The following is a 17,421-nucleotide window of genomic DNA, read 5'->3' as shown; positions in this document are numbered from 1 at the left end:
GCCGACGAGGACCGGGCGGGCGCCGTCGTCGGCGACGAGCGTGCCGGTGCCGCCGCCGACGAGGACCGGGCGGGCGCCGTCGTCGGCGACGAGCGTGCCGGTGCGCGCACCCGACGTAGGCCCGTCTGTGGGGCCACACCCGGGCGCAGGGGCCGCCTCCGCCTGGCTCGGTCCACCCCGGCGGCCGTCGCGGTGCCGGTCGGCGGACGGGGCGCCTGCCCCCGAGGGCCGACGTGAACGCATCGATGCTGCGTCGTCCGTCGCCACCCCCGGCGCCGCGAGACCCCGACGCAGGCGCAGGAGGCCGCGCCGCGCATGGCTCTTCACGGTGCCGAGCGGCATGCCCGTGCGCTCGGCGATCTGCGGCTGGGTGAGGTCTCCGTAGAAGGCCAGGGCCAGCACTTCCCGCTGGACCGGGGGAAGTTTGGCCAGCTCGCCGGCGACCAGGACCCGGTCGAGCACCCTGTCGGTTACCTCGCCGGGGGCTCCGTCATGGGGCAGGGCGGCGGCGACCACCAGCTCGCGACGACGGGTGCGGGCCGCGAGCGCGTCGGCGATCTTCCGCCGGGCGATGCCGACGAGCCACCCGGCGAGCGGCCCCCGCTCGGGCCGGTAGCCCGCGCGGCCGCGCCAGGCGGCGAGGAAGACCTGCTGAGTGACGTCCTCCGCCTCCCCCGGATCACCGAGCGTGCGGGCCGCGAGGCCCTGCACCAGGCCGCCCCAGCGCCGGTACGCCTCGTCCACACAGCGCTCGTCACCCCGGACGAGCCCTGCGGCCACCTCCTCGTCGGGGAGCCCGGTGACGGTAGTGGCGGACGGTGCGCTCATGACGGTGCTCCTCGGGCCTCGACCGGGGCGGGGGCGGACGGGCGGGGCGGAACAGGATCCCGCGCCGCTCGGGCCCTTCCAGGCTCGGCCGCCCCGCCCTCTGCGTTCCACTCGCATCGATCGTGCGTCGTACGCTCGAACCATGACCGCATCACCCCCTGGTCTCACCAGCGGCGCCGTCGCGCGCGCCTCGGCGTGTCCCCCACGACCCTGCGGTCGTGGGACCAGCGCTACGGCATCGGCCCGGTCGCCCGCCAGGAGGGCAGGCACCGCCGGTGGACGGCCTCGGACATCGCGGTGCTGGAGGAGATGTGCCGGCTGACCGCGTCGGGCGTGCCGCCCGCGGAGGCCGCCCGGGCGGCGCGCGCCGACGGCCCCACGGGGCCGTCGGCGGAGCGGACCAGCCCCCTCCCGGCGGCGGAGCACGACCGGTTGTCGCCCGGCGACGTCCGGCGCGCGGCCCGCGGGCTCGCCCGGGCCGCCGTCCGCCTCGACTCCGCCGCCCTGGAGCGGCTGCTGGGCTCCGCGATCGCGGAGCACGGTCTGGTCACCGCCTGGGAGGACGTGCTGGTGCCGACGCTGCACGCCGTGGGGCGTCGCTGGGAGACCTCCGGCGACCGGTACGTGGAGGTGGAGCACCTGCTCTCCTGGCACATCGCGACCGCGTTGCGCCGGGCGCCGCGCCCACCCTGAGCGACACGGAACGTGCCGGAGTCCCGCCGGCTCTCCTCGCCTGCGTCCCGAACGAACAGCACACCCTTCCGCTGGAGGCCCTCGCCGCCGCTCTCTCCGAATTCGGCGTGCCCGTCCGGATGTTCGGCGCCGCCGTGCCACCGGACGCCCTCGACCAAGCCGTACGCAGGACAGGCCCTGCCGCCGTCGTCCTGTGGGCCCAGGCACGCTCCACCGCGAACCATTCGCTCGCCCGGCATGTCGCCGACACGTCCTGGGGCGTGAAGGGAGCCCGGAACCGGGCGGTCGTGGTCCTCGCCGGCCCCGGCTGGGCGGGCCCGCCGCCCGGCCGCCCGGGCATGTTCCGGCCCGCAGGACTGCGGGAGGCGGCGACGCTCCTGCACCGGCTGTGCGCGGGCACGGTGAGTACCGCTCAGGTCTGACCGCGCGCCTGTCGGAAGCGTGCGAGTCCGTCGGCGAGTTCGACGAGCGGGTCGGGATAGTCGTAGCGGGCCCGTTCAAGGCCGGGCAGCTTCCACGGCTCGTGGATCCGCGCTCCCTCGATCCCGCCGAGCTCGGGCACCCAGCGCCGTACGTACACCCCCTCGGGGTCGTACCGAAGGCCCTGGAGGACCGGGTTGAGGACCCGGTTGGGGCGGCTGTCGGTGCCCGTGCCCGCCATCCACTGCCAGTTGAGCTGGTTGTTGGCGACGTCGCCGTCCACGAGGAGTTCCAGGAAGTGCCGGGCGCCGGCCCGCCAGTCGAGGTAGAGCGTTTTGGTGAGGAAGGAGGCCGCGAGCAGTCGTCCCCGGCCGTGCGCCCAACCCTCGTACGCCATCTGCCGCATGACGGCGTCGACGACGGGGTAGCCGGTCCGCCCCTCCCGCCACGCCCGCAGGTCGGCCTCCGCCTCGCGGCCCACGCGCCACCGGTCGCCGCGTGGACGGTAGTCCTCGACCGCCGCCCTGGGGCGGGCGGCGAGCACCTGGCGATGGAAGTCGCGCCAGCAGAGCTGCCGTACGAACGCCTCGGCGCCCGGCCCGCCCTGGGACCGGGCCCGGTGCACGACCTCCGTCGCGGACAGGGCGCCGAAGTGGAGGTACGGAGAGAGGCGCGAGGTGGTGTCGGCCGCCAGGTCGTCGTTCTGGTCGGCGTACGCGTCGAGGTGCGCGGCCAGCCAGGCCGTGAGCCGTTCGCGGGCCTCCCTCTCGCCGCCGGTGGCCAGGCCCGGGGAGACGGAGGCGACAGCCGCACGTGCCGGGACCTCTTCGGTACGGATCCGCTCGGGCACCCGTACGCGCCGGGGCGCCGCCAGCGGCTCGCGCAGCCGCTCCTGGCTCCAGCGTCTGAAGTACGGCGTGAAGACGGCGAAGTGGTCGGACCCCTGCGGGGTTACGGCGCCCGCCGGAACGGCGGTCTCCACGCCGTCGTGGACGTACAGCCGCCGGCCCGCCGCCTCGAGGGCGGACCGCAGCCGGTCCTCGCGGCGGCGGGCGAACGCGCTGCACCCGGCCGCCATGTGCACCTCCCCCGCCTCGGCCTCCCTCGCCACTGAGCAGACTTCCTCGACGGTGTCGCCGGAGCGCACCACGAGCCGACCGCCCCTCTCCCGCAGCCCGGCGTCCAGGTCGCCGAGGCAGTCGGCGAGGAAGGCGAGCCTGTTGGGCGCGGCGAAGCCCGCCCGGTCCACCGCCGGGTCCCGTACGAAGAGGGGGACGGTCTCGTCGCCCGGGCCCAGCGCGGCGCGCAGCGGGGGATGGTCGTGGAGCCGGAGGTCCGACGTGAACAGGACGACCGAGACGGTCATGGGGCTTCTCCCGGTGGGGCGGAGGCGGCGGACGGCGAGGTGGCGGCGGGGGCGGGCGGCGCCGTGGACGGGGCGCCGCCGGCGGCTTCGCTCGCCTCCGCCGTGCGCGCGATGGAGCGGGCCATGCCCCCGAAGACGACGGCGTGGAAGGGCGAGACGCTCCACCAGTACGCCTGGCCCGCGAGGCCGTGGGGATGGAACAGAGCTCGTTGCCGGTACCTCGTCCGCCCCTCCTCGTCCCGTTCGGCGTACATCTCCAGCCAGGCGAGCCCGGGGAGCCGCATCTCGGCCCGGAGTCTCAGCAGACGGCCGCGCTCGATCTCCTCGACCCGCCAGAAGTCCAGCGAGTCGCCGACGCGCAGGCGTGCGGCGTCGCGGCGGCCGCGGCGCAGTCCGACGCCGCCGACGAGACGGTCGAGCCAGCCCCGCACCGCCCAGGCGAGGGGGAAGGAGTACCAGCCGTTCTCGCCGCCGATGCCCTCGATGACCCGCCACAGCGCCTCGGGCCGGGCCGCCACCGTGCGTTCGCGTGTGTCGCTGTAGAGGCTTCCGCCGGCCCAGTCGGGGTCGGTGGGAAGCGGGTCGCTGGGGGCTCCGGGCACGGAGGCGGAGGACCAGCGCGTGGTGACGTCGGCCTCGCGGACCCGCTGGAGGGCGAGGGTGAGCGCCGTGTCGAAGGGCAGCGGGGCGCCCGGTGGGTCGGGAACCAGGGAGGCGATGTCGTGCTCGTGGCAGACGACCTCGTGCCGGAGGGATTCCGCGAGCGGACGGGCGAGGGAGCTCGGCACAGGGGTGACCAGGCCGACCCAGTGGCTGGAGAGGCGTGGGGTGAGGACGGGCACGGGGAGGATCAGCCGTCGGGGCAGGCCGGCGACGGCGGCGTACCGGCGCATCATGTCGAGGTAGGTGAGGACGTCGGGACCACCGATGTCGAAGACCCGGCTGACGTCGTCGGGCATCCGGGCACTGCCGACCAGATAGCGCAGGACGTCCCGTACGGCGATGGGCTGGATGCGGGTGCGGACCCAGCTCGGGGTGACCATGACGGGCAGGCGCTCGGTCAGGTAGCGGAGCATCTCGAAGGAGGCGGACCCGGAGCCGATGATCACGGCGGCGCGCAGGACGGTGGTGGGGACACCGGAGTCCAGCAGGATGCGGCCGACCTCGGCGCGGGAGCGCAGATGGGGCGAGAGTTCCTCGTCCGGGACGCCGCGTGGGCTGAGGCCGCCGAGGTAGACCACGCGGCGCACGCCGGCGGCGCGGGCCTGTTCGGCGAAGGTGCTGGCGGCCGCGCGGTCCGTGCGCTCGAAGTCGCGGCCTCCCAGACCGTGCACCAGGTAGTACGCGACGTCGATGTCCCGTAGGGCGGGCGACAGGGTCGCGGCGTCGGTGACATCGCCGCGAACGATGTCGGTCCGGCCGGCCCAGGGGTGGTCGCGCAGTTTCGCCGGGGTGCGGGCGAGGCAGCGGACCCGGTGACCGGCCGCGAGCAGCTCGGGGACGAGCCGTCCGCCGATGTAGCCGCTGGCGCCGGTGACCAGGCACCGCCGGCCCGGTGAGGGGTGGGACTCCGGGGTGCTGTGCTGGGCTGTGTCGGTCATGGAGGTGTGTGCTCCGTTCGCGGGTGCTTCGTCCTTCTCTTCCTCGGTCGCGGCCGCTGTGGATGCGCGGCGTTTCTATAGGCTGATCGTGTGGCCGGCACAGAGGAACGAGAGACCAGTGGCAGCGCGCCCGAGCGCGCGCCGGGCGATCTGCACGCTTTCGCCGTCGCACTGCGGCGGACGAACGGTGAGATCAACCGGCTCGTCCACGGTTTCGCACTCGCGCAGGGTCTGCATCCCACGGACGTGCAGGCGCTCTCCGTCGTGCTGGACAGCCCGGAGCCTCTGACGCCGGGCCGGCTGCGGGAGCACCTGGGCCTGACCTCGGGGGCGGTCACCGCCTGCCTCGACCGGCTGGAGCGGGCCGGGCACATCCGCCGCTCGCGGGAGAGTGCCGACCGGCGCGTGGTCCACGTGCATTACGTGGAGGGCGCCCGGGCCGCCGCGCGCAGCTACTTCATGCCGCTGGCGCAGGCGGCGGAGCGGGCCCGGCTCCAGTTCGAAGAGGAGGAGCTGGCCGTCGCGCTGCGGTTCCTCGACGCTCTCAACGCGGAACTGGGCGAGCTGCGCGCCCCCCGCCGCTGACGGCCGTCCTTCTTCCCCCAGGCCCCCTTTTCTTCTTTCTGCCCGTACCCGCCGTGGGTGCATCCGTTCGGCGTCACCGTTCCGAAGACGGCAGGGAGCCGCCGTCCAGGCGTCTCTTCCGCCGTGGTTCAATCTCTCTCAATCATTGAGATTGTTTGTCGTTGAGAGACCTCCTCACTGGAGAGCCGCCATGTCCCGAACCGCCCCGTGGGCCCGCAGAGTGCTGCCCCTCGTCCTCCTCGTCGTCTGGCTCCTGATCGGGGGCGGCCTCGGTCCGTACGCCGGCAAGCTGGGCGAGGTCGCCACCCGGGACCAGGCCGCCTTCCTGCCCCGCAGCGCCGAATCCACCCGGGTGCTCGAGGCGCAGCGGGCCTTCCGTCAGGAGGAGACGGTCCCCGCGATCGTCGTCTGGACCTCCGCCGAGGGTGGCCGGCTCGACGCCGGGCAGCAGGCTTCCGCCACGCGCGCCCTGGCCTCCCTCACGGGAGAACCGGGTGTCGTCGGCGCGCCCTCCCCCGCCCTGCCGTCCGAGGACGGCCAGGCCCTGCGGGGAGCCGTCCAGCTCCGCCCGGACCTCGGGGACGCGCTGCCCACGACGCTGCGGACGATCGACGACGCGGCCGCGTCCGTGCCCGGGACGACCGTGTGGCTCGCCGGGCCCGCAGCCACCCAGGCCGACCTCTCCCAGGCGTTCGCCGGCATCGACGGGCTGCTGCTCGGGGTCGCCCTCGCCACCGTGCTGATCATCCTGCTCCTGGTGTACCGGAGCGTGCTGCTGCCTCTGGTGATCATCGTCGGTGCGGTGTTCTCGCTGGGCCTGGCCTGCGCCGTCGTGTACGTGCTGGCCGACCACGGTGTCGTCCGGGTGGACGGTCAGGTGCAGGGCATCCTGTCGATCCTGGTCATCGGCGCCGCCACCGACTACGCGCTGCTGCTGGCCGCGCGGTACCGGGAGGAGCTCTCCGCGCGTGAGGGGGGCGACCGGTTCTCCGCCATGCGTGCCGCGCTGCGGCAGTCGTACGGTCCGATCACGGCCAGCGCCGCGACCGTGGCGCTCGGCCTGATCGCGCTGCTCCTCAGCGACCTCACCAACAACCGGGCCCTCGGGCCGGTCGGCGCGATCGGCATCGTCTGCGCCGTCCTGAGCGCCCTGACCTTCCTGCCCGCCGTCCTGGTCCTGCTCGGCCGGGCCGCCTACTGGCCCGCCCGGCCGCGGCCGGCCGAGGGCCAGGGCGCTGCCCGAGGCGACGCCCAGGACCCCGCCCAGGACGGGACCCGCGGCGGCGGTCACCGGATCTGGCGCCGGGTCGCGGGGATCGTCGACCGCGCGCCCCGCAAGGTCTGGGCGGTGACGCTCGCCGGTCTCCTCGCCTGCGCCGCGTTCGCCCCGGCCCTCGACTCCAAGGGTGTGCCCCTGGACGAGATCTTCGTGAGCGACGCCCCCTCGGTCGCCGCGCAGGAGACGCTCGGCCGTCACTTCCCCGGCGGGGCCGGCAACCCGGCCGTCGTGATCGCCCGGGCGGGCGCCGCCGACCGGGTGAGGGCGACCGCCGAGGACGTCGAGGGCGTCGACTCCGCCGCCCTGTTCACCGCCTCCGGCCGCCCCGGAGCGGGCGCCCCCTTGATCGCCGGCGGGCGGGTCCGTATCGACGTCACCCTGAGCGACGCCTCGGACAGCGACGCCGCCAAGGCCACCGTCGTACGTCTTAGGGAAGCGCTGCACGCGGTGCCCGGAGCGGACGCCCTGGTCGGCGGCCAGAGCGCGCAGCAGTACGACACCCGGCTGACGGCCGAGCGCGACCGGGCGCTGATCGTTCCGGTGGTACTGCTGATCATCCTGGTCGTTCTCGTCGGGCTGCTCCGCTCCGTGCTCCTGCCGCTGCTGCTCGTCGCCACGGTGGCGCTGAACTTCGTCGCCACCCTCGGGGTCTCGGCCCTCGTCTTCCCCCACGTCTTCGGCTTCACGGGCACGGACCCGTCGGTTCCGCTGTACGGATTCGTGTTCCTGGTCGCCCTCGGCGTGGACTACAACATCTTCCTGATGTCCCGGGTCCGCGAGGAGACCTTGCGGCACGGCGTGCGGGAGGGCGTCCTGCGCGGGCTGATCGCGACGGGTGGCGTCATCACCTCGGCCGGCGTCGTCCTCGCGGCCACGTTCGCGGCGCTGGGCGTGATCCCGTTGGCGTTCCTGGCGCAGATCGCCTTCATCGTCGCCTTCGGCGTGCTGCTCGACACGCTCGTGGTCCGCTCGCTGCTGGTGCCGGCCCTCGTCCGCGACATCGGCCGCCCGGTGTGGTGGCCGGGTATGCCGGCCCGCTCCGCGGGGCCGCCCGGCGCGTGAGCGTCCCTCGAGTCACTTCGGCCCGTCGGCGGGGCCGACGTGCTCGCCGGGTGTGGCCAGTTCCTCGACCGCGTCGGCTCCGACGACCGCGCCCGTCGACTTCTTCGCCCGCCGCAGCCGGCGTTCGAGCCAGGCGGCGAACGTGGTGAGCGCGAAGTTGAGGAGGACGAAGATCACGGCGACGACGGTGAAGCTGGCGATGGTGTTGGCGCCGTAGTTGGCGCTCATGGGCCGGACCGAGGCGAGGAGCTCGGAGAAGCCGAGCATCGCGCCGCCGAGCGCGGTGTCCTTGACGATGACGACGAGCTGGCTGACCAGGGCCGGCAGCATCGCGGTGACCGACTGGGGCAGCAGGACGTGCGCCATGGTCTGGCCCTTGCGCATGCCGATGGCCTTGGCCGCGTCGGTCTGGCCGGCGGGCAGGGACAGGATCCCGGCCCGCACCACCTCGGCGAGCACGGAGGCGTTGTACAGCACGAGGCCGGTGACGACCGCGTACAGCGGGCGGGTCTCGGGCCTGATGTCGGTGAACTCGGAGTACGCGGCGTTGGCGAAGAGCATGAGGATCAGGACGGGGATGGCGCGGAAGAACTCCACGACCGTCCCGGCCGCCCCCCGCACCCAGCGGTGGTCGGAGAGCCGGGCGATACCGAAGAGCGCGCCGAGAGGCAGGGCGATGACCATGGCGAGCGCCGCGCCGATGAGGGTGTTCTCCAGACCGGGGAGGATGTACGTCGTCCAGGCGCGGGAGTCGGTGAAGAACGGCGACCACTTGGACCATTCGAGCTGGTTCTTCTCCTCCAGGCTCAGCACCACCCACCAGATCAGAGCGGCGAGGGCGAGCAGGAAGAGCACGGTGTAGAGGACGTTGCGCCGCCGGGCGCGGGGGCCGGGGACGTCGTACAGGACGGTGGGCCGTTCCTTCATCGCTTCACCGCCACCTTCTTGCTCAGCCGGCCGAGGAGGAGCCCGGTCGGAAGCGTGAGGCAGATGAAGCCGACGGCGAAGATCACCGAGATGAGGATGAGCTGGGCCTCGTTCTCGATCATCTCGCGCATCAGCAGGGCGGCTTCGCCGACACCGATGGCGGCGGCGACGGTGGTGTTCTTGGTGAGGGCGATGAGGACGTTGGCGAGGGGCCCGACGACCGAGCGGAACGCCTGGGGCAGCACGATCAGGCGCAGCACCTGGGGGAAGTCGAGCCCGATGGCGCGGGCCGCCTCGACCTGGCCGACGGGCACGGTGTTGATGCCGGACCTCACCGCCTCGCAGACGAAGGCCGCGGTGTAGGCGATCAGCCCGAGCACGGCCAGCCGGAAGTTGATGGTGGTGAAGTCCTTGGCGCCCATGCTGACGCCGAGCGTCTGGAAGAGGCCGAGCGAGGTGAAGACGATGATGACGGTGAGGGGGATGTTGCGGACGACGTTCACATAGGCGGTGCCGAAGCCCCGCATCAGGGGGACGGGGCTGACGCGCATGGCGGCCAGCAGCGTCCCCCAGATCAGGGAACCGATCGCCGAGATGACGGTGAGCTGCACCGTCACCCAGAAGGCTCCCAGCAGGTCGTACCCTTCGAGGAAGTCGAACACGTCGGCCTGCTCACCGGACGATCTCGCCGATCTTCGGGGGAGGTTCGTTCTTGTAGCCGGCCGGGCCGAAGTTCTTCTTCACGGCCTGCTCCCAGGAGCCGTCGGCGACCATCTTCTCGAGCGCGGTGTTGATCTGTGCCTTGAGTTCGCTGCCCTTCTGTACGCCGATGCCGTAGTTCTCGTTGCTCAGCTTGAAGCCGCCGAGCTTGAACTTGCCCTTGAACTCCTCCTGGGCCGCATAGCCGGCGAGGATCGAGTCGTCGGTGGTCAGCGCGTCGATCACGCCGTTCTCCAGGCCGGTGAGGCACTCGGAGTATCCGCCGTACTCCTGGAGTTGCGCCTCCGGGGCCACCTTCGTCTTGATGTTCTGCGCGGAGGTGGAGCCGGTGACCGAGCAGAGCTTCTTGTTGTTCAGGTCCGAGGGCTTGGTGATGGAGTTGTCGTCCGCCCGGATCAGGACGTCCTGGTGCGCCAGGAGGTACGGACCGGCGAAGTCGACCTTCTCCGCCCGCTCGTCGTTGATCGAGTAGGAGGCCGTGATGAAGTCGACGTCGCCTCGCTGGAGCATCGTCTCGCGGTCGGCGCTCTTGGCCTCCTTCCACTCGATGTCACCGGGATCGTGGCCGAGTTCCTTGGCGACGTAGGTGGCCACGTCGACGTCGAATCCGGTGTACGTGCCGTCGGGCGTCTTGAGCCCGAGGCCGGGCTGGTCGAACTTGATGCCGACGGTGATCTTCTCGTTGTCGCCGCCGGTGCCGCCGCCACCGCCGTCGTCGCCGCAGCCGGCCACGGAGAAGGAGAGAGCGAGGGCCGCGGCCGCGGCCACACCGGCCTTGGTGAGCTTGCGCGGGTTCATGTGATCACCCCTGGAGGCTGCTGTGCACGCGGAGCCGCGGTTCAGTGGTGCAGGATCTTGGACAGGAAGTCCTTGGCGCGGTCGCTGCTCGGGTTGCTGAAGAACTGGTCGGGCGTCGTCTGCTCCACGATCCGGCCGTCGGCCATGAACACCACGCGGTTGGCGGCGGAGCGGGCGAAGCCCATCTCGTGGGTGACGACGACCATGGTCATGCCGTCGCGGGCGAGTTGCTGCATGACTTCGAGGACTTCGTTGATCATCTCGGGGTCGAGCGCGGAGGTCGGCTCGTCGAAGAGCATCACCTTCGGATCCATGGCCAACGCGCGTGCGATCGCCACGCGCTGCTGCTGTCCGCCGGAGAGCTGCGCCGGGTACTTGTCGGCCTGGGAGGCGACTCCCACCCGGTCGAGCAGTTGCCGGGCCCGCCCGTCGGCGGTCTTCTTGTCCTTCTTGCGGACCTTGACCTGCCCGAGGGTGACGTTCTCGAGCACGGTCTTGTGCGCGAAGAGGTTGAAGGACTGGAAGACCATGCCGACGTCGGCGCGCAGCGCGGCGAGTTCGCGGCCCTCGGCGGGCAGAGGCCTGCCGTCGATGAAGATCTCGCCGGAGTCGATGGTCTCCAGCCGGTTGATGGCCCGGCAGAGCGTCGACTTCCCGCCGCCGGACGGACCGATCACGACCACGACCTCGCCCCGGCCCACGGTCAGGTTGATGGACCGGAGCACATGGAGCGCACCGAAGTGCTTGTCGACGTCCCGCAGGACGACGAGCGCGTCGCCGCCGTCTCCGTCGCCGTGGCGGCCGTCTCCGTGGCCGCCGCCGCTGCCGCCGTCCCGGACGGGCATGGCACCCTCCTGGGTCACCGCCCCCGCTTGTGCGCTGTCTCCCCACGTTCATGCTCCGCCCTCCGTCCGGCGCGCGCACGCCGGAAGGGAGGGCTTCGCGCCCGGGGCGGGCGGATGAATGAAAACGATTGTCATAATGCTAGGGTCGGTGCCTCATCCACCCGCCGCACCTCCCGTTGGGGCCCGACTTGCGCCTGCCCGAAAACCCCTCGACACCCCGCCGCGCCCTGCTCGCGACCCTCGCCGCCGGAACCGCCGCGACCCTGCTCACCGGATGCTTCTCCGCCTCCGGCACCTCCTCGGAGGGCTCCCGGGACGGGCGGCTGCGCCTCGCGATGATGCAGCCGCCCCGCTCGGGCCTCTCGCCGCTGTCGGACGACGCCTTCAAGCTGTCGCGCTGGTCCACCGCCGAGACGCTGGTCCGGCTCGACCGCGACGGCAACGCCGTCCCCGCCCTCGCCACCGCCTGGAAGCGGACCGACAGGACCTGGACGTTCACACTCCGCCGAGGCGTCACCTTCCACGACGGCACGGCCCTCACCGCCCGGTCCGTCGTGACATCCCTGACGGCCGCCACCGGCGCCTCCCCCAAGCCGCGCATCCTCGACGGAGTCGACCTCTCCGTCCGGGCCACCGGGCCGCACACGGTCACCGTCACCACGGCCACCGCAGACCCCCTCGTACCGCAACGGCTCAGCTCGCCGCAGCTGTCCGTCCTGGCCGCCAAGGCGTACCGCGGCAGGACCGTCGACCCGGTGGGCGCCGGTACCGGCCCCTTCGAGCTCGTGAAGGTGTCCGGCACCGCGTCGGCGACGCTGAACCGCTACGACGCGTACTGGGGCGGCAAGGCGAAGGCCTCCGGCATAGACGTGAAGTTCGTGCCCGACGGCACCGCACGGGCGGCCGCCCTGCGCAGCGGCGAGGCCGACATCGTCGAGGCCGTCCCCGTGTCGCAGGCCGCGCTGCTCGACCCGAAGCTGATCACCGAGGTGCCGATGCCGCGCACCAACACCCTCTACCTCAACACGGGCTCCGGCCCGTTCAAGGACGCGGGGCTGCGCGCCGCGGCCCGCGAGGCGATCGACGCCGAGCAGATCGTCAAGGGCGTGTACGAGGGGAGGGCCGACGTCGCGGAGGGCCTGCTCGGCCCCGCGTTGCCCTGGGCGGCGAAGCTGCGCGGGAAGGTCGCGCGCCCGGCGGCCGGTGCCGCCGAGGGCGCCAGGATCACCATCGGTACCTTCACCGACCGGGCCGAGCTGCCCGAGGTCGCGCAGGTCCTGCAGCAGCAGCTGCGGGCGGCCGGCTTCCAGGTCACGCTCGACGTCCGCGAGTACGCCAACATCGAGGCGGACGCCTTGGCCGGGAAGTTCGACGCCTTCATCCTCTCCCGGGCCACCGTCCTCGACTCCGGCGACCCCGCCGCGTACCTGTACAGCGACTTCGCGGGCAGCGGCTCCTTCAACATCGCCCAGCTCTCCGACCCCGCCGTCGACCGGGCACTGACCACCGCGTCGGGGACCGCGACGGGCGAGGCCCGGCGCCGGGACATCATGCGCGCGGAGGCCGCCGTGCTCGCCACCGACGCCGCCGTACCCCTGCTGCACGAGCGGGTGATCCAGGGCGACGCGGCGCACGTGAGCGGCGCCGCGCACGATCCGCGCGAGCGCGAGCTGGTCACGCTCGACACCTTCGTCAGGTGAGAGCGACCCTCGCGCGGGCGGCCGGTCTGGTCGCCGTCCTGACGGCGGCCGGGCTGCTGCCGTGGCTGTCCGGCAAGGACCCCGCCCTCAGCCTGCTGCGAGCCAGGTCCGCCGAACAGGAACCGACGCCGGAGGCCCTCGCCGCGGTCCGCGCGGACCTCGGGCTCGACGCGGGCCCGCTGGGCCTGCTCGGACAGTGGGCCGGCGGCCTGCTCCGAGGCGACCTGGGGATCTCCTGGGTCTCGGGCACCGACGTCCTGCCGTCGGTGACGGCCGGTCTGCGGGTCTCCCTCTCCCTCATGGGCGCCGCCCTGGCCGTCGCGCTGCTCGTGGGAGCCTCCCTCGCCGCGCCCGTTCTCGTACGGGGGCGCGGCACGGCGGGCACGGTCGCCGCGGTGCTCGCCGCCGTCCCCGAATTCCTCCTCGCCCTGGGCCTGTTGATCGTGGCCGGAGTGGGGCTCGGCTGGTTCCCGACCTCCGGCTGGGCCGGGCCCCGTCACCTCGTCCTGCCCGCGCTCGCCCTCGGCGTTCCGGCGGGTGCGCTGCTCGGCCGGCTGGTCGCGGACGCGCTGCCCTCGGTCCTGGAGGAGCGCTGGGTGGAGCTGTGGCGCGGGGCGGGTGTCGGACGCGTCCAGGTCGCCGCGGCCGCCGTCCGTCGTGTCCTGCCGCCGCTGGTACCGCAGTTCGGGATGGTCGTGGTCGGTCTGACCGGTGGCGCGGTCGCCGTGGAGACGGTGTTCGCGATCCCGGGCCTCGGCCGTACGGCTCTGGGCGCGGCCAAGTCCCAGGACCTGCCGCTTCTCCAGGGGACGGTGCTCGCGCTCCTCGGGTTCGGGCTGCTGGTGGGCGCGGTGTGCGCCGCCGTACGCCGCAGGCTGCTCGGCCCCGCCCTGCGCGACGCGGGTCTCACGCTGCCCGCCGCCCGTCCGGTACGGGTACCCCCGGCCGTTCCCCTCGCACTGGGGGCGGTCCTGGTCGTGGTGATCGGCTGGGGCCTGCTGCGCGAACCGTTCGCCGTCGACACGGCGCTGCGGCTCTCCGCCCCCTCGGCGGAGCATCCGCTCGGCACCGACGCGCTCGGGCGGGACGTCCTGGCCCGGTTGGGGCACGGCGCGGCCTCGACGGTCGGTACGGCCACGGCCGTGTGCCTGCTCGGGTATCTGATCGCGCTCGCGATCGGCTTCCTGCCGAATCTGGCCTCCGGCCTCGCCGACATCGCCAACGCCGTCCCGCCGGTGGTCGCCGGCATCCTCGTCGCCGCCGCGACGGGCCCCGGCACCGGCGCCGCGGCCCTCGCCGTCGCCCTGGTCTCGTGGCCGCCGCTCGCGTCCCACGCCGCCGCCCTGGCCCAGGAGGTACGGGCCTCCGGCTTCCTCATGGCCCAGCGCGCCATGGGCGCCGGTCCGCTGTGGATCCTCGGTCGGCACGTCCTGCCATCGGTGGCCGCCCCGGTCGCCCGGCACGCCGTCCTGCGGCTGCCCGGCATCGCGCTCGCCCTGGCCTCGCTCGGCTTCCTCGGCCTCGGCGCGCAGCCGCCGTCCCCCGAGTGGGGCCTGCTTCTCGACGAGTCCGCCGACTACGTCGAGCGGGCCCCGGTCGCCGCCCTCGCGCCGTCGGTGGCCCTCGCACTCCTCGCGGCGCTCGCCGTCTCCCTGTCGGGGACGCCGGCGCGCGGCCACACCGTTCCCCCGCGACGAAGGACGACCCGTGCCACGGTCTGACGCTCTCCTCTCGGTACGCGGACTGCGCGTCGGCTTCGACGGCGTGGACGTCGTCCGCGGCCTCTCCTTCGACGTCCTGCCCGGTGAGGTCCTGGCCCTCGTGGGCGAGTCGGGCGCGGGCAAGTCGCTCACGGCCCGCGCGCTGCTCGGGATGGCCCCGCGCGGGGCGACGTCCGCCGGCCGTGTGCTGCTGCACGGTTCCCCGGTCACGCCCGCCGACTGGGGGCGTCGTATCGCGCTGGTCCCGCAGGACGCGCTCTCCGCGCTCTCCCCCGCCCACCCGGTCGGCGACCAACTCGCTCTCGCCGTCAGGTCGGTTCAGGGTCTGTCGAGGAAGGACGCCCGTCTCAGGGCCCGGGAGGCGCTGTCCGAGGTCGGAATTCCGGCCGCCAGGTCCGGTTCCTTTCCGCACGAGTTCTCCGGCGGCATGCGGCAACGGGCCGTCCTGGCCATGGCGCTGGTGAACCGGCCGGACGTCGTGGTCGCCGACGAGCCGACCACCGCGCTGGACCCCGCCACGCAGGACATGGTCCTCGGCCTGCTCCGCGAGCGGTGCTCGGCCACGGGCGCCTCCCTGGTCCTGGTGACCCACGCACTGGACGTCGTACGGGCGCACGCGGACCGTATGGCGGTCCTGTACGCGGGCGCCCTGGCCGAGTACGGGCCGGTGGACCGGGTCCTCGCCCGACCGCTCGCCCCCTACACGGCGGGTCTGCTCGCCTCCCTGCCCAGCGGCCCCAGGCCGCCGAAGACCCGGCTGCCCGTCGTGCCCGGCCGCCCGCCGGCCCCGGGCGAGCCGGCGGCGGGGTGCGCCTTCGCGCCCCGCTGCGCCCGCGCCACCGACCGCTGCCGTACCGAACGGCCCGAGCCCCGCCCGCTCGACGGACGTACGGTCGCCTGCCACCACGCCGCTCTGGAGACGACATGACGCCGCTGCTCGACGTCCGAGACCTGGTCGTGCGCTACGGCGCGGCCACCGCCGTCGACGGTGTCTCCTTCCAGGTGCGCGCCGGAGAGACGGTGGGGCTCGTCGGGCCTTCCGGCTGCGGGAAGTCGTCCACCGCCGCGGCCGTCCTGCGACTGCGCCGGCCGCACGCCGGCGAGGTCCGGTTCGACGGTCTGGAGCTGACAGCGCTGAGCGAGCGCCGGCTGCGCGCGGTCCGGCCGCGTCTCCAGCCCGTCTTCCAGGACCCCTACGGCTCCCTCAGCCCGCGCAGGCGCATCCGGGCACAGATCGCCGAGCCCCTGCGGGTCCAGGGACGCTGGTCGCGGCCGGCCGGGCCCGAGCGGGTCGCCGAACTCCTCGACATGGTCGGTCTCGACCCCGTCCTCGGGGAGCGGCTCCCCCACGAGCTGTCCGGCGGCCAGTGCCAGCGCGCCGGGATCGCCCGCGCGCTCGCGAGCGCGCCCGAGCTCCTCGTCCTGGACGAGCCCGTCTCGGCCCTGGACCCCTCCTTGCGCGCCGGCGTCCTGAACCTCCTGCTCGACCTTCAGGACAGGCTCGGCCTCGGCTATCTCTTCATCTCCCACGACATGGCCGCGGTCCGGCACCTGAGCGACCGCGTGCTCACCATGCGTGCCGGAAAGATCGTCACATGACCCCGCTCGCCCGGCTGCTGATAGCCAGCCAGTTCGCCTTCAATGTCGGCTTCTTCGCCGTACTGCCCTATCTCGCGGACCACCTGGGCGGCGCGCTCGGTCTCGGCGGCTGGCTGGTCGGACTCGTTCTGGGTCTGCGCACCTTCAGCCAGCAGGGCATGTTCGTCGTCGGCGGGGCGCTGACCGACCGCTACGGCGCCCGGCCGGTCGTCCTCACCGGATGCGCGCTGCGCGTGACCGGCTTCGTCTGGCTGGCCTTCGCCACCTCCACGGGCGCGGTCGTGGGGGCCGTGATCCTGGTCGGTTTCGCCGCCGCCCTCTTCTCGCCCGCCGTGGAGACCGAGATCGCGCGCGAGGCGGTACGCGTCGAGGGCGACGGCGGCCCGCCCCGCACGCGCGTCCTCGCCCTCTTCTCTGCCGGCGGACAGGCCGGCGCCCTGCTCGGCCCCGTCCTGGGCGCGCTGCTGCTCCACGGGACCGGCGACGGGGCCTCGGGAGAGCACTTCCGGGCCGCGTGCCTGGCCGGGGCGGCCGTCTTCGTCGTGGTCCTCGCCGGGCAAGCGCTCCTCATGCCCCGCGCGGAGCCGGCCGGGCGGCACCGGCCCACCACGTGGAAGCCACTGGGGCGCGACCGCCGGTTCCTCGGCCTCGCGCTCGCGTACTCCGGCTACCTGCTGGCGTACAACCAGCTCTATCTGGCGCTGCCGGCCGAACTGGACCGGGCCGCCGGGTCGCAGCGGGCGCTCGGCTGGCTCTTCGCGCTCTCCTCGGCGCTGGTCGTCGTCGGTCAGTTGCCGCTTGAGCGCTGGGTCGCGGCGCGGCTGTCCTGGCCGGCGACGATCCGCTGCGGTCTCGTGGTGATCGCCGTCGCGTTCACGGCCACCGGCGCCCTGCTCCCGGTGGGGGGTCTGTGGCCCGCCCTGACGTTCACGGTGCTGCTCACGGCCGGTCAGATGCTCGTGGTTCCGGCGGTGCGGGCGTGCGTTCCCGAACTGGCGGGCGCCGAGAGGCTGGGGCTGTTCACCGGGGCGCTCTCCTCCGTCTCGGGCCTGGTCGTCCTCGCGGGCGCCGCCCCTGCCGGCGCCCTCCTGGAACGACCGGGACCCGTTCCCTGGCTGCTCCTGGCCGCGGTGCCGCTCCTGGCCGTACCGCTCGTCCCCCGGGGGGTGGTCGGAGGCGGCCGGGCCGCCGGTGGCGAGGACAAGGGAGCGGGCAGCGGCAGGCCGGCGACGGCGGACAGCGCGAACTGATCCCCCGTACGCGCCCGCAGGCCGTCG

General features: G+C 73.7%; 13 protein-coding genes and 2 pseudogenes. 8 read left to right on the top strand and 7 right to left on the bottom strand.

Annotated elements, in window-relative coordinates:
* Window positions 1-279 precede the first annotated feature (279 nt).
* Window positions 280-828, bottom strand: a pseudogene (locus IE136_RS07855) (RNA polymerase sigma factor); the annotation flags it as partial.
* Window positions 829-970: 142 nt separating this feature from the next.
* Here IE136_RS07855 and IE136_RS07850 point away from each other — a divergent pair.
* Window positions 971-1,943, top strand: a pseudogene (locus IE136_RS07850) (MerR family transcriptional regulator).
* Here the strand turns inward: IE136_RS07850 and IE136_RS07845 are convergent.
* The gene (locus IE136_RS07845) at window positions 1,934-3,307 is read right to left on the bottom strand and encodes a cryptochrome/photolyase family protein (protein ID WP_189599918.1); all 1,374 of its coding nucleotides are present in this window, start codon (window positions 3,305-3,307) and stop codon (window positions 1,934-1,936) included. The pseudogene IE136_RS07850 and the gene IE136_RS07845 sit on opposite strands and share 10 nt — an antisense overlap.
* A complete protein-coding gene (locus tag IE136_RS07840; RefSeq protein ID WP_189599917.1) occupies window positions 3,304-4,908 on the bottom strand; it encodes an SDR family oxidoreductase in 1,605 nt (534 codons plus the stop codon). The genes IE136_RS07845 and IE136_RS07840 overlap by 4 nt, the downstream gene beginning before the upstream one ends.
* Before the next feature lie 90 nt (window positions 4,909-4,998).
* Here IE136_RS07840 and IE136_RS07835 point away from each other — a divergent pair, with 90 nt between their 5' ends.
* Together IE136_RS07835 and IE136_RS07830 are read left to right on the top strand one after the other, a co-directional pair.
* Window positions 4,999-5,493, top strand: a complete 495-nt coding sequence (locus IE136_RS07835; protein WP_158992708.1) for a MarR family winged helix-turn-helix transcriptional regulator — start codon at window positions 4,999-5,001, stop codon at window positions 5,491-5,493.
* A 190-nt stretch (window positions 5,494-5,683) separates the two neighbouring features.
* Window positions 5,684-7,834, top strand: coding sequence for an MMPL family transporter (locus IE136_RS07830; protein ID WP_189599916.1), 2,151 nt, complete (start codon window positions 5,684-5,686; stop codon window positions 7,832-7,834).
* A gap of 12 nt (window positions 7,835-7,846) precedes the next feature.
* Here IE136_RS07830 and IE136_RS07825 read toward each other — a convergent pair whose 3' ends face one another.
* Genes IE136_RS07825 through IE136_RS07810 form a run of 4 tightly spaced genes read right to left on the bottom strand, consistent with a single transcriptional unit; the run spans window position 7,847 to window position 11,124 of the window.
* Window positions 7,847-8,761: an amino acid ABC transporter permease gene (locus IE136_RS07825; RefSeq protein ID WP_189599915.1), complete on the bottom strand. Its 915-nt coding sequence runs from the start codon at window positions 8,759-8,761 to the stop codon at window positions 7,847-7,849.
* Entirely contained in the window at window positions 8,758-9,423 is a 666-nt protein-coding gene (locus IE136_RS07820; RefSeq protein WP_158992702.1) for an amino acid ABC transporter permease, read from the bottom strand. Before IE136_RS07820 ends, IE136_RS07825 begins: the two co-directional genes overlap by 4 nt.
* Window positions 9,424-9,433: 10 nt before the next feature.
* A complete protein-coding gene (locus tag IE136_RS07815) occupies window positions 9,434-10,279 on the bottom strand; it encodes a glutamate ABC transporter substrate-binding protein (RefSeq protein ID WP_158992700.1) in 846 nt (281 codons plus the stop codon).
* A gap of 41 nt (window positions 10,280-10,320) precedes the next feature.
* The gene (locus IE136_RS07810) at window positions 10,321-11,124 is read right to left on the bottom strand and encodes an amino acid ABC transporter ATP-binding protein (protein ID WP_229818696.1); all 804 of its coding nucleotides are present in this window, start codon (window positions 11,122-11,124) and stop codon (window positions 10,321-10,323) included.
* A 194-nt stretch (window positions 11,125-11,318) separates the two neighbouring features.
* On the opposite strand from IE136_RS07810, the gene IE136_RS07805 reads away from it, so the two are divergent.
* Genes IE136_RS07805 through IE136_RS07790 form a run of 5 tightly spaced genes read left to right on the top strand, consistent with a single transcriptional unit; the run spans window position 11,319 to window position 17,394 of the window.
* Window positions 11,319-12,824 (top strand): ABC transporter substrate-binding protein, encoded by a 1,506-nt coding sequence (locus IE136_RS07805; RefSeq protein WP_373309033.1) that lies wholly within the window; start codon window positions 11,319-11,321, stop codon window positions 12,822-12,824.
* Window positions 12,821-14,545, top strand: a complete 1,725-nt coding sequence (locus IE136_RS07800; protein WP_189599914.1) for an ABC transporter permease subunit — start codon at window positions 12,821-12,823, stop codon at window positions 14,543-14,545. Before IE136_RS07805 ends, IE136_RS07800 begins: the two co-directional genes overlap by 4 nt.
* Window positions 14,532-15,473, top strand: a complete 942-nt coding sequence (locus tag IE136_RS07795) for an ABC transporter ATP-binding protein (protein WP_189599913.1) — start codon at window positions 14,532-14,534, stop codon at window positions 15,471-15,473. Before IE136_RS07800 ends, IE136_RS07795 begins: the two co-directional genes overlap by 14 nt.
* A complete protein-coding gene (locus tag IE136_RS35415; RefSeq protein ID WP_158992694.1) occupies window positions 15,470-16,144 on the top strand; it encodes an ATP-binding cassette domain-containing protein in 675 nt (224 codons plus the stop codon). Before IE136_RS07795 ends, IE136_RS35415 begins: the two co-directional genes overlap by 4 nt.
* Window positions 16,141-17,394 carry an MFS transporter gene (locus tag IE136_RS07790; protein ID WP_332836518.1) on the top strand — a complete coding sequence of 418 codons (1,254 nt, stop codon included), beginning with the start codon at window positions 16,141-16,143 and terminating at the stop codon, window positions 17,392-17,394. Before IE136_RS35415 ends, IE136_RS07790 begins: the two co-directional genes overlap by 4 nt.
* Window positions 17,395-17,421: the final 27 nt, after the last annotated feature.

The sequence above is a fragment of the Streptomyces lateritius genome (assembly GCF_014649715.1).
Classification (GTDB): domain Bacteria; phylum Actinomycetota; class Actinomycetes; order Streptomycetales; family Streptomycetaceae; genus Streptomyces; species Streptomyces lateritius.
The sequence above is the reverse complement of the archived record's forward strand: the minus strand, read 5'-3'. Positions and strand labels throughout refer to the sequence as shown.

Bases quoted from the DNA above. Each gene is read 5' to 3' on its own strand.
- IE136_RS07845 (WP_189599918.1), bottom strand. From the start codon at position 3,307: ATGACCGTCTCGGTCGTCCTGTTCACGTCGGACCTCCGGCTCCACGAC.
- IE136_RS07840 (WP_189599917.1), bottom strand. From the start codon at position 4,908: ATGACCGACACAGCCCAGCACAGCACCCCGGAGTCCCACCCCTCACCG.
- IE136_RS07830 (WP_189599916.1), top strand. From the start codon at position 5,684: ATGTCCCGAACCGCCCCGTGGGCCCGCAGAGTGCTGCCCCTCGTCCTC.
- IE136_RS07825 (WP_189599915.1), bottom strand. From the start codon at position 8,761: ATGAAGGAACGGCCCACCGTCCTGTACGACGTCCCCGGCCCCCGCGCC.
- IE136_RS07815 (WP_158992700.1), bottom strand. From the start codon at position 10,279: ATGAACCCGCGCAAGCTCACCAAGGCCGGTGTGGCCGCGGCCGCGGCC.
- IE136_RS07810 (WP_229818696.1), bottom strand. From the start codon at position 11,124: ATGCCCGTCCGGGACGGCGGCAGCGGCGGCGGCCACGGAGACGGCCGC.
- IE136_RS35415 (WP_158992694.1), top strand. From the start codon at position 15,470: ATGACGCCGCTGCTCGACGTCCGAGACCTGGTCGTGCGCTACGGCGCG.
- IE136_RS07790 (WP_332836518.1), top strand. From the start codon at position 16,141: ATGACCCCGCTCGCCCGGCTGCTGATAGCCAGCCAGTTCGCCTTCAAT.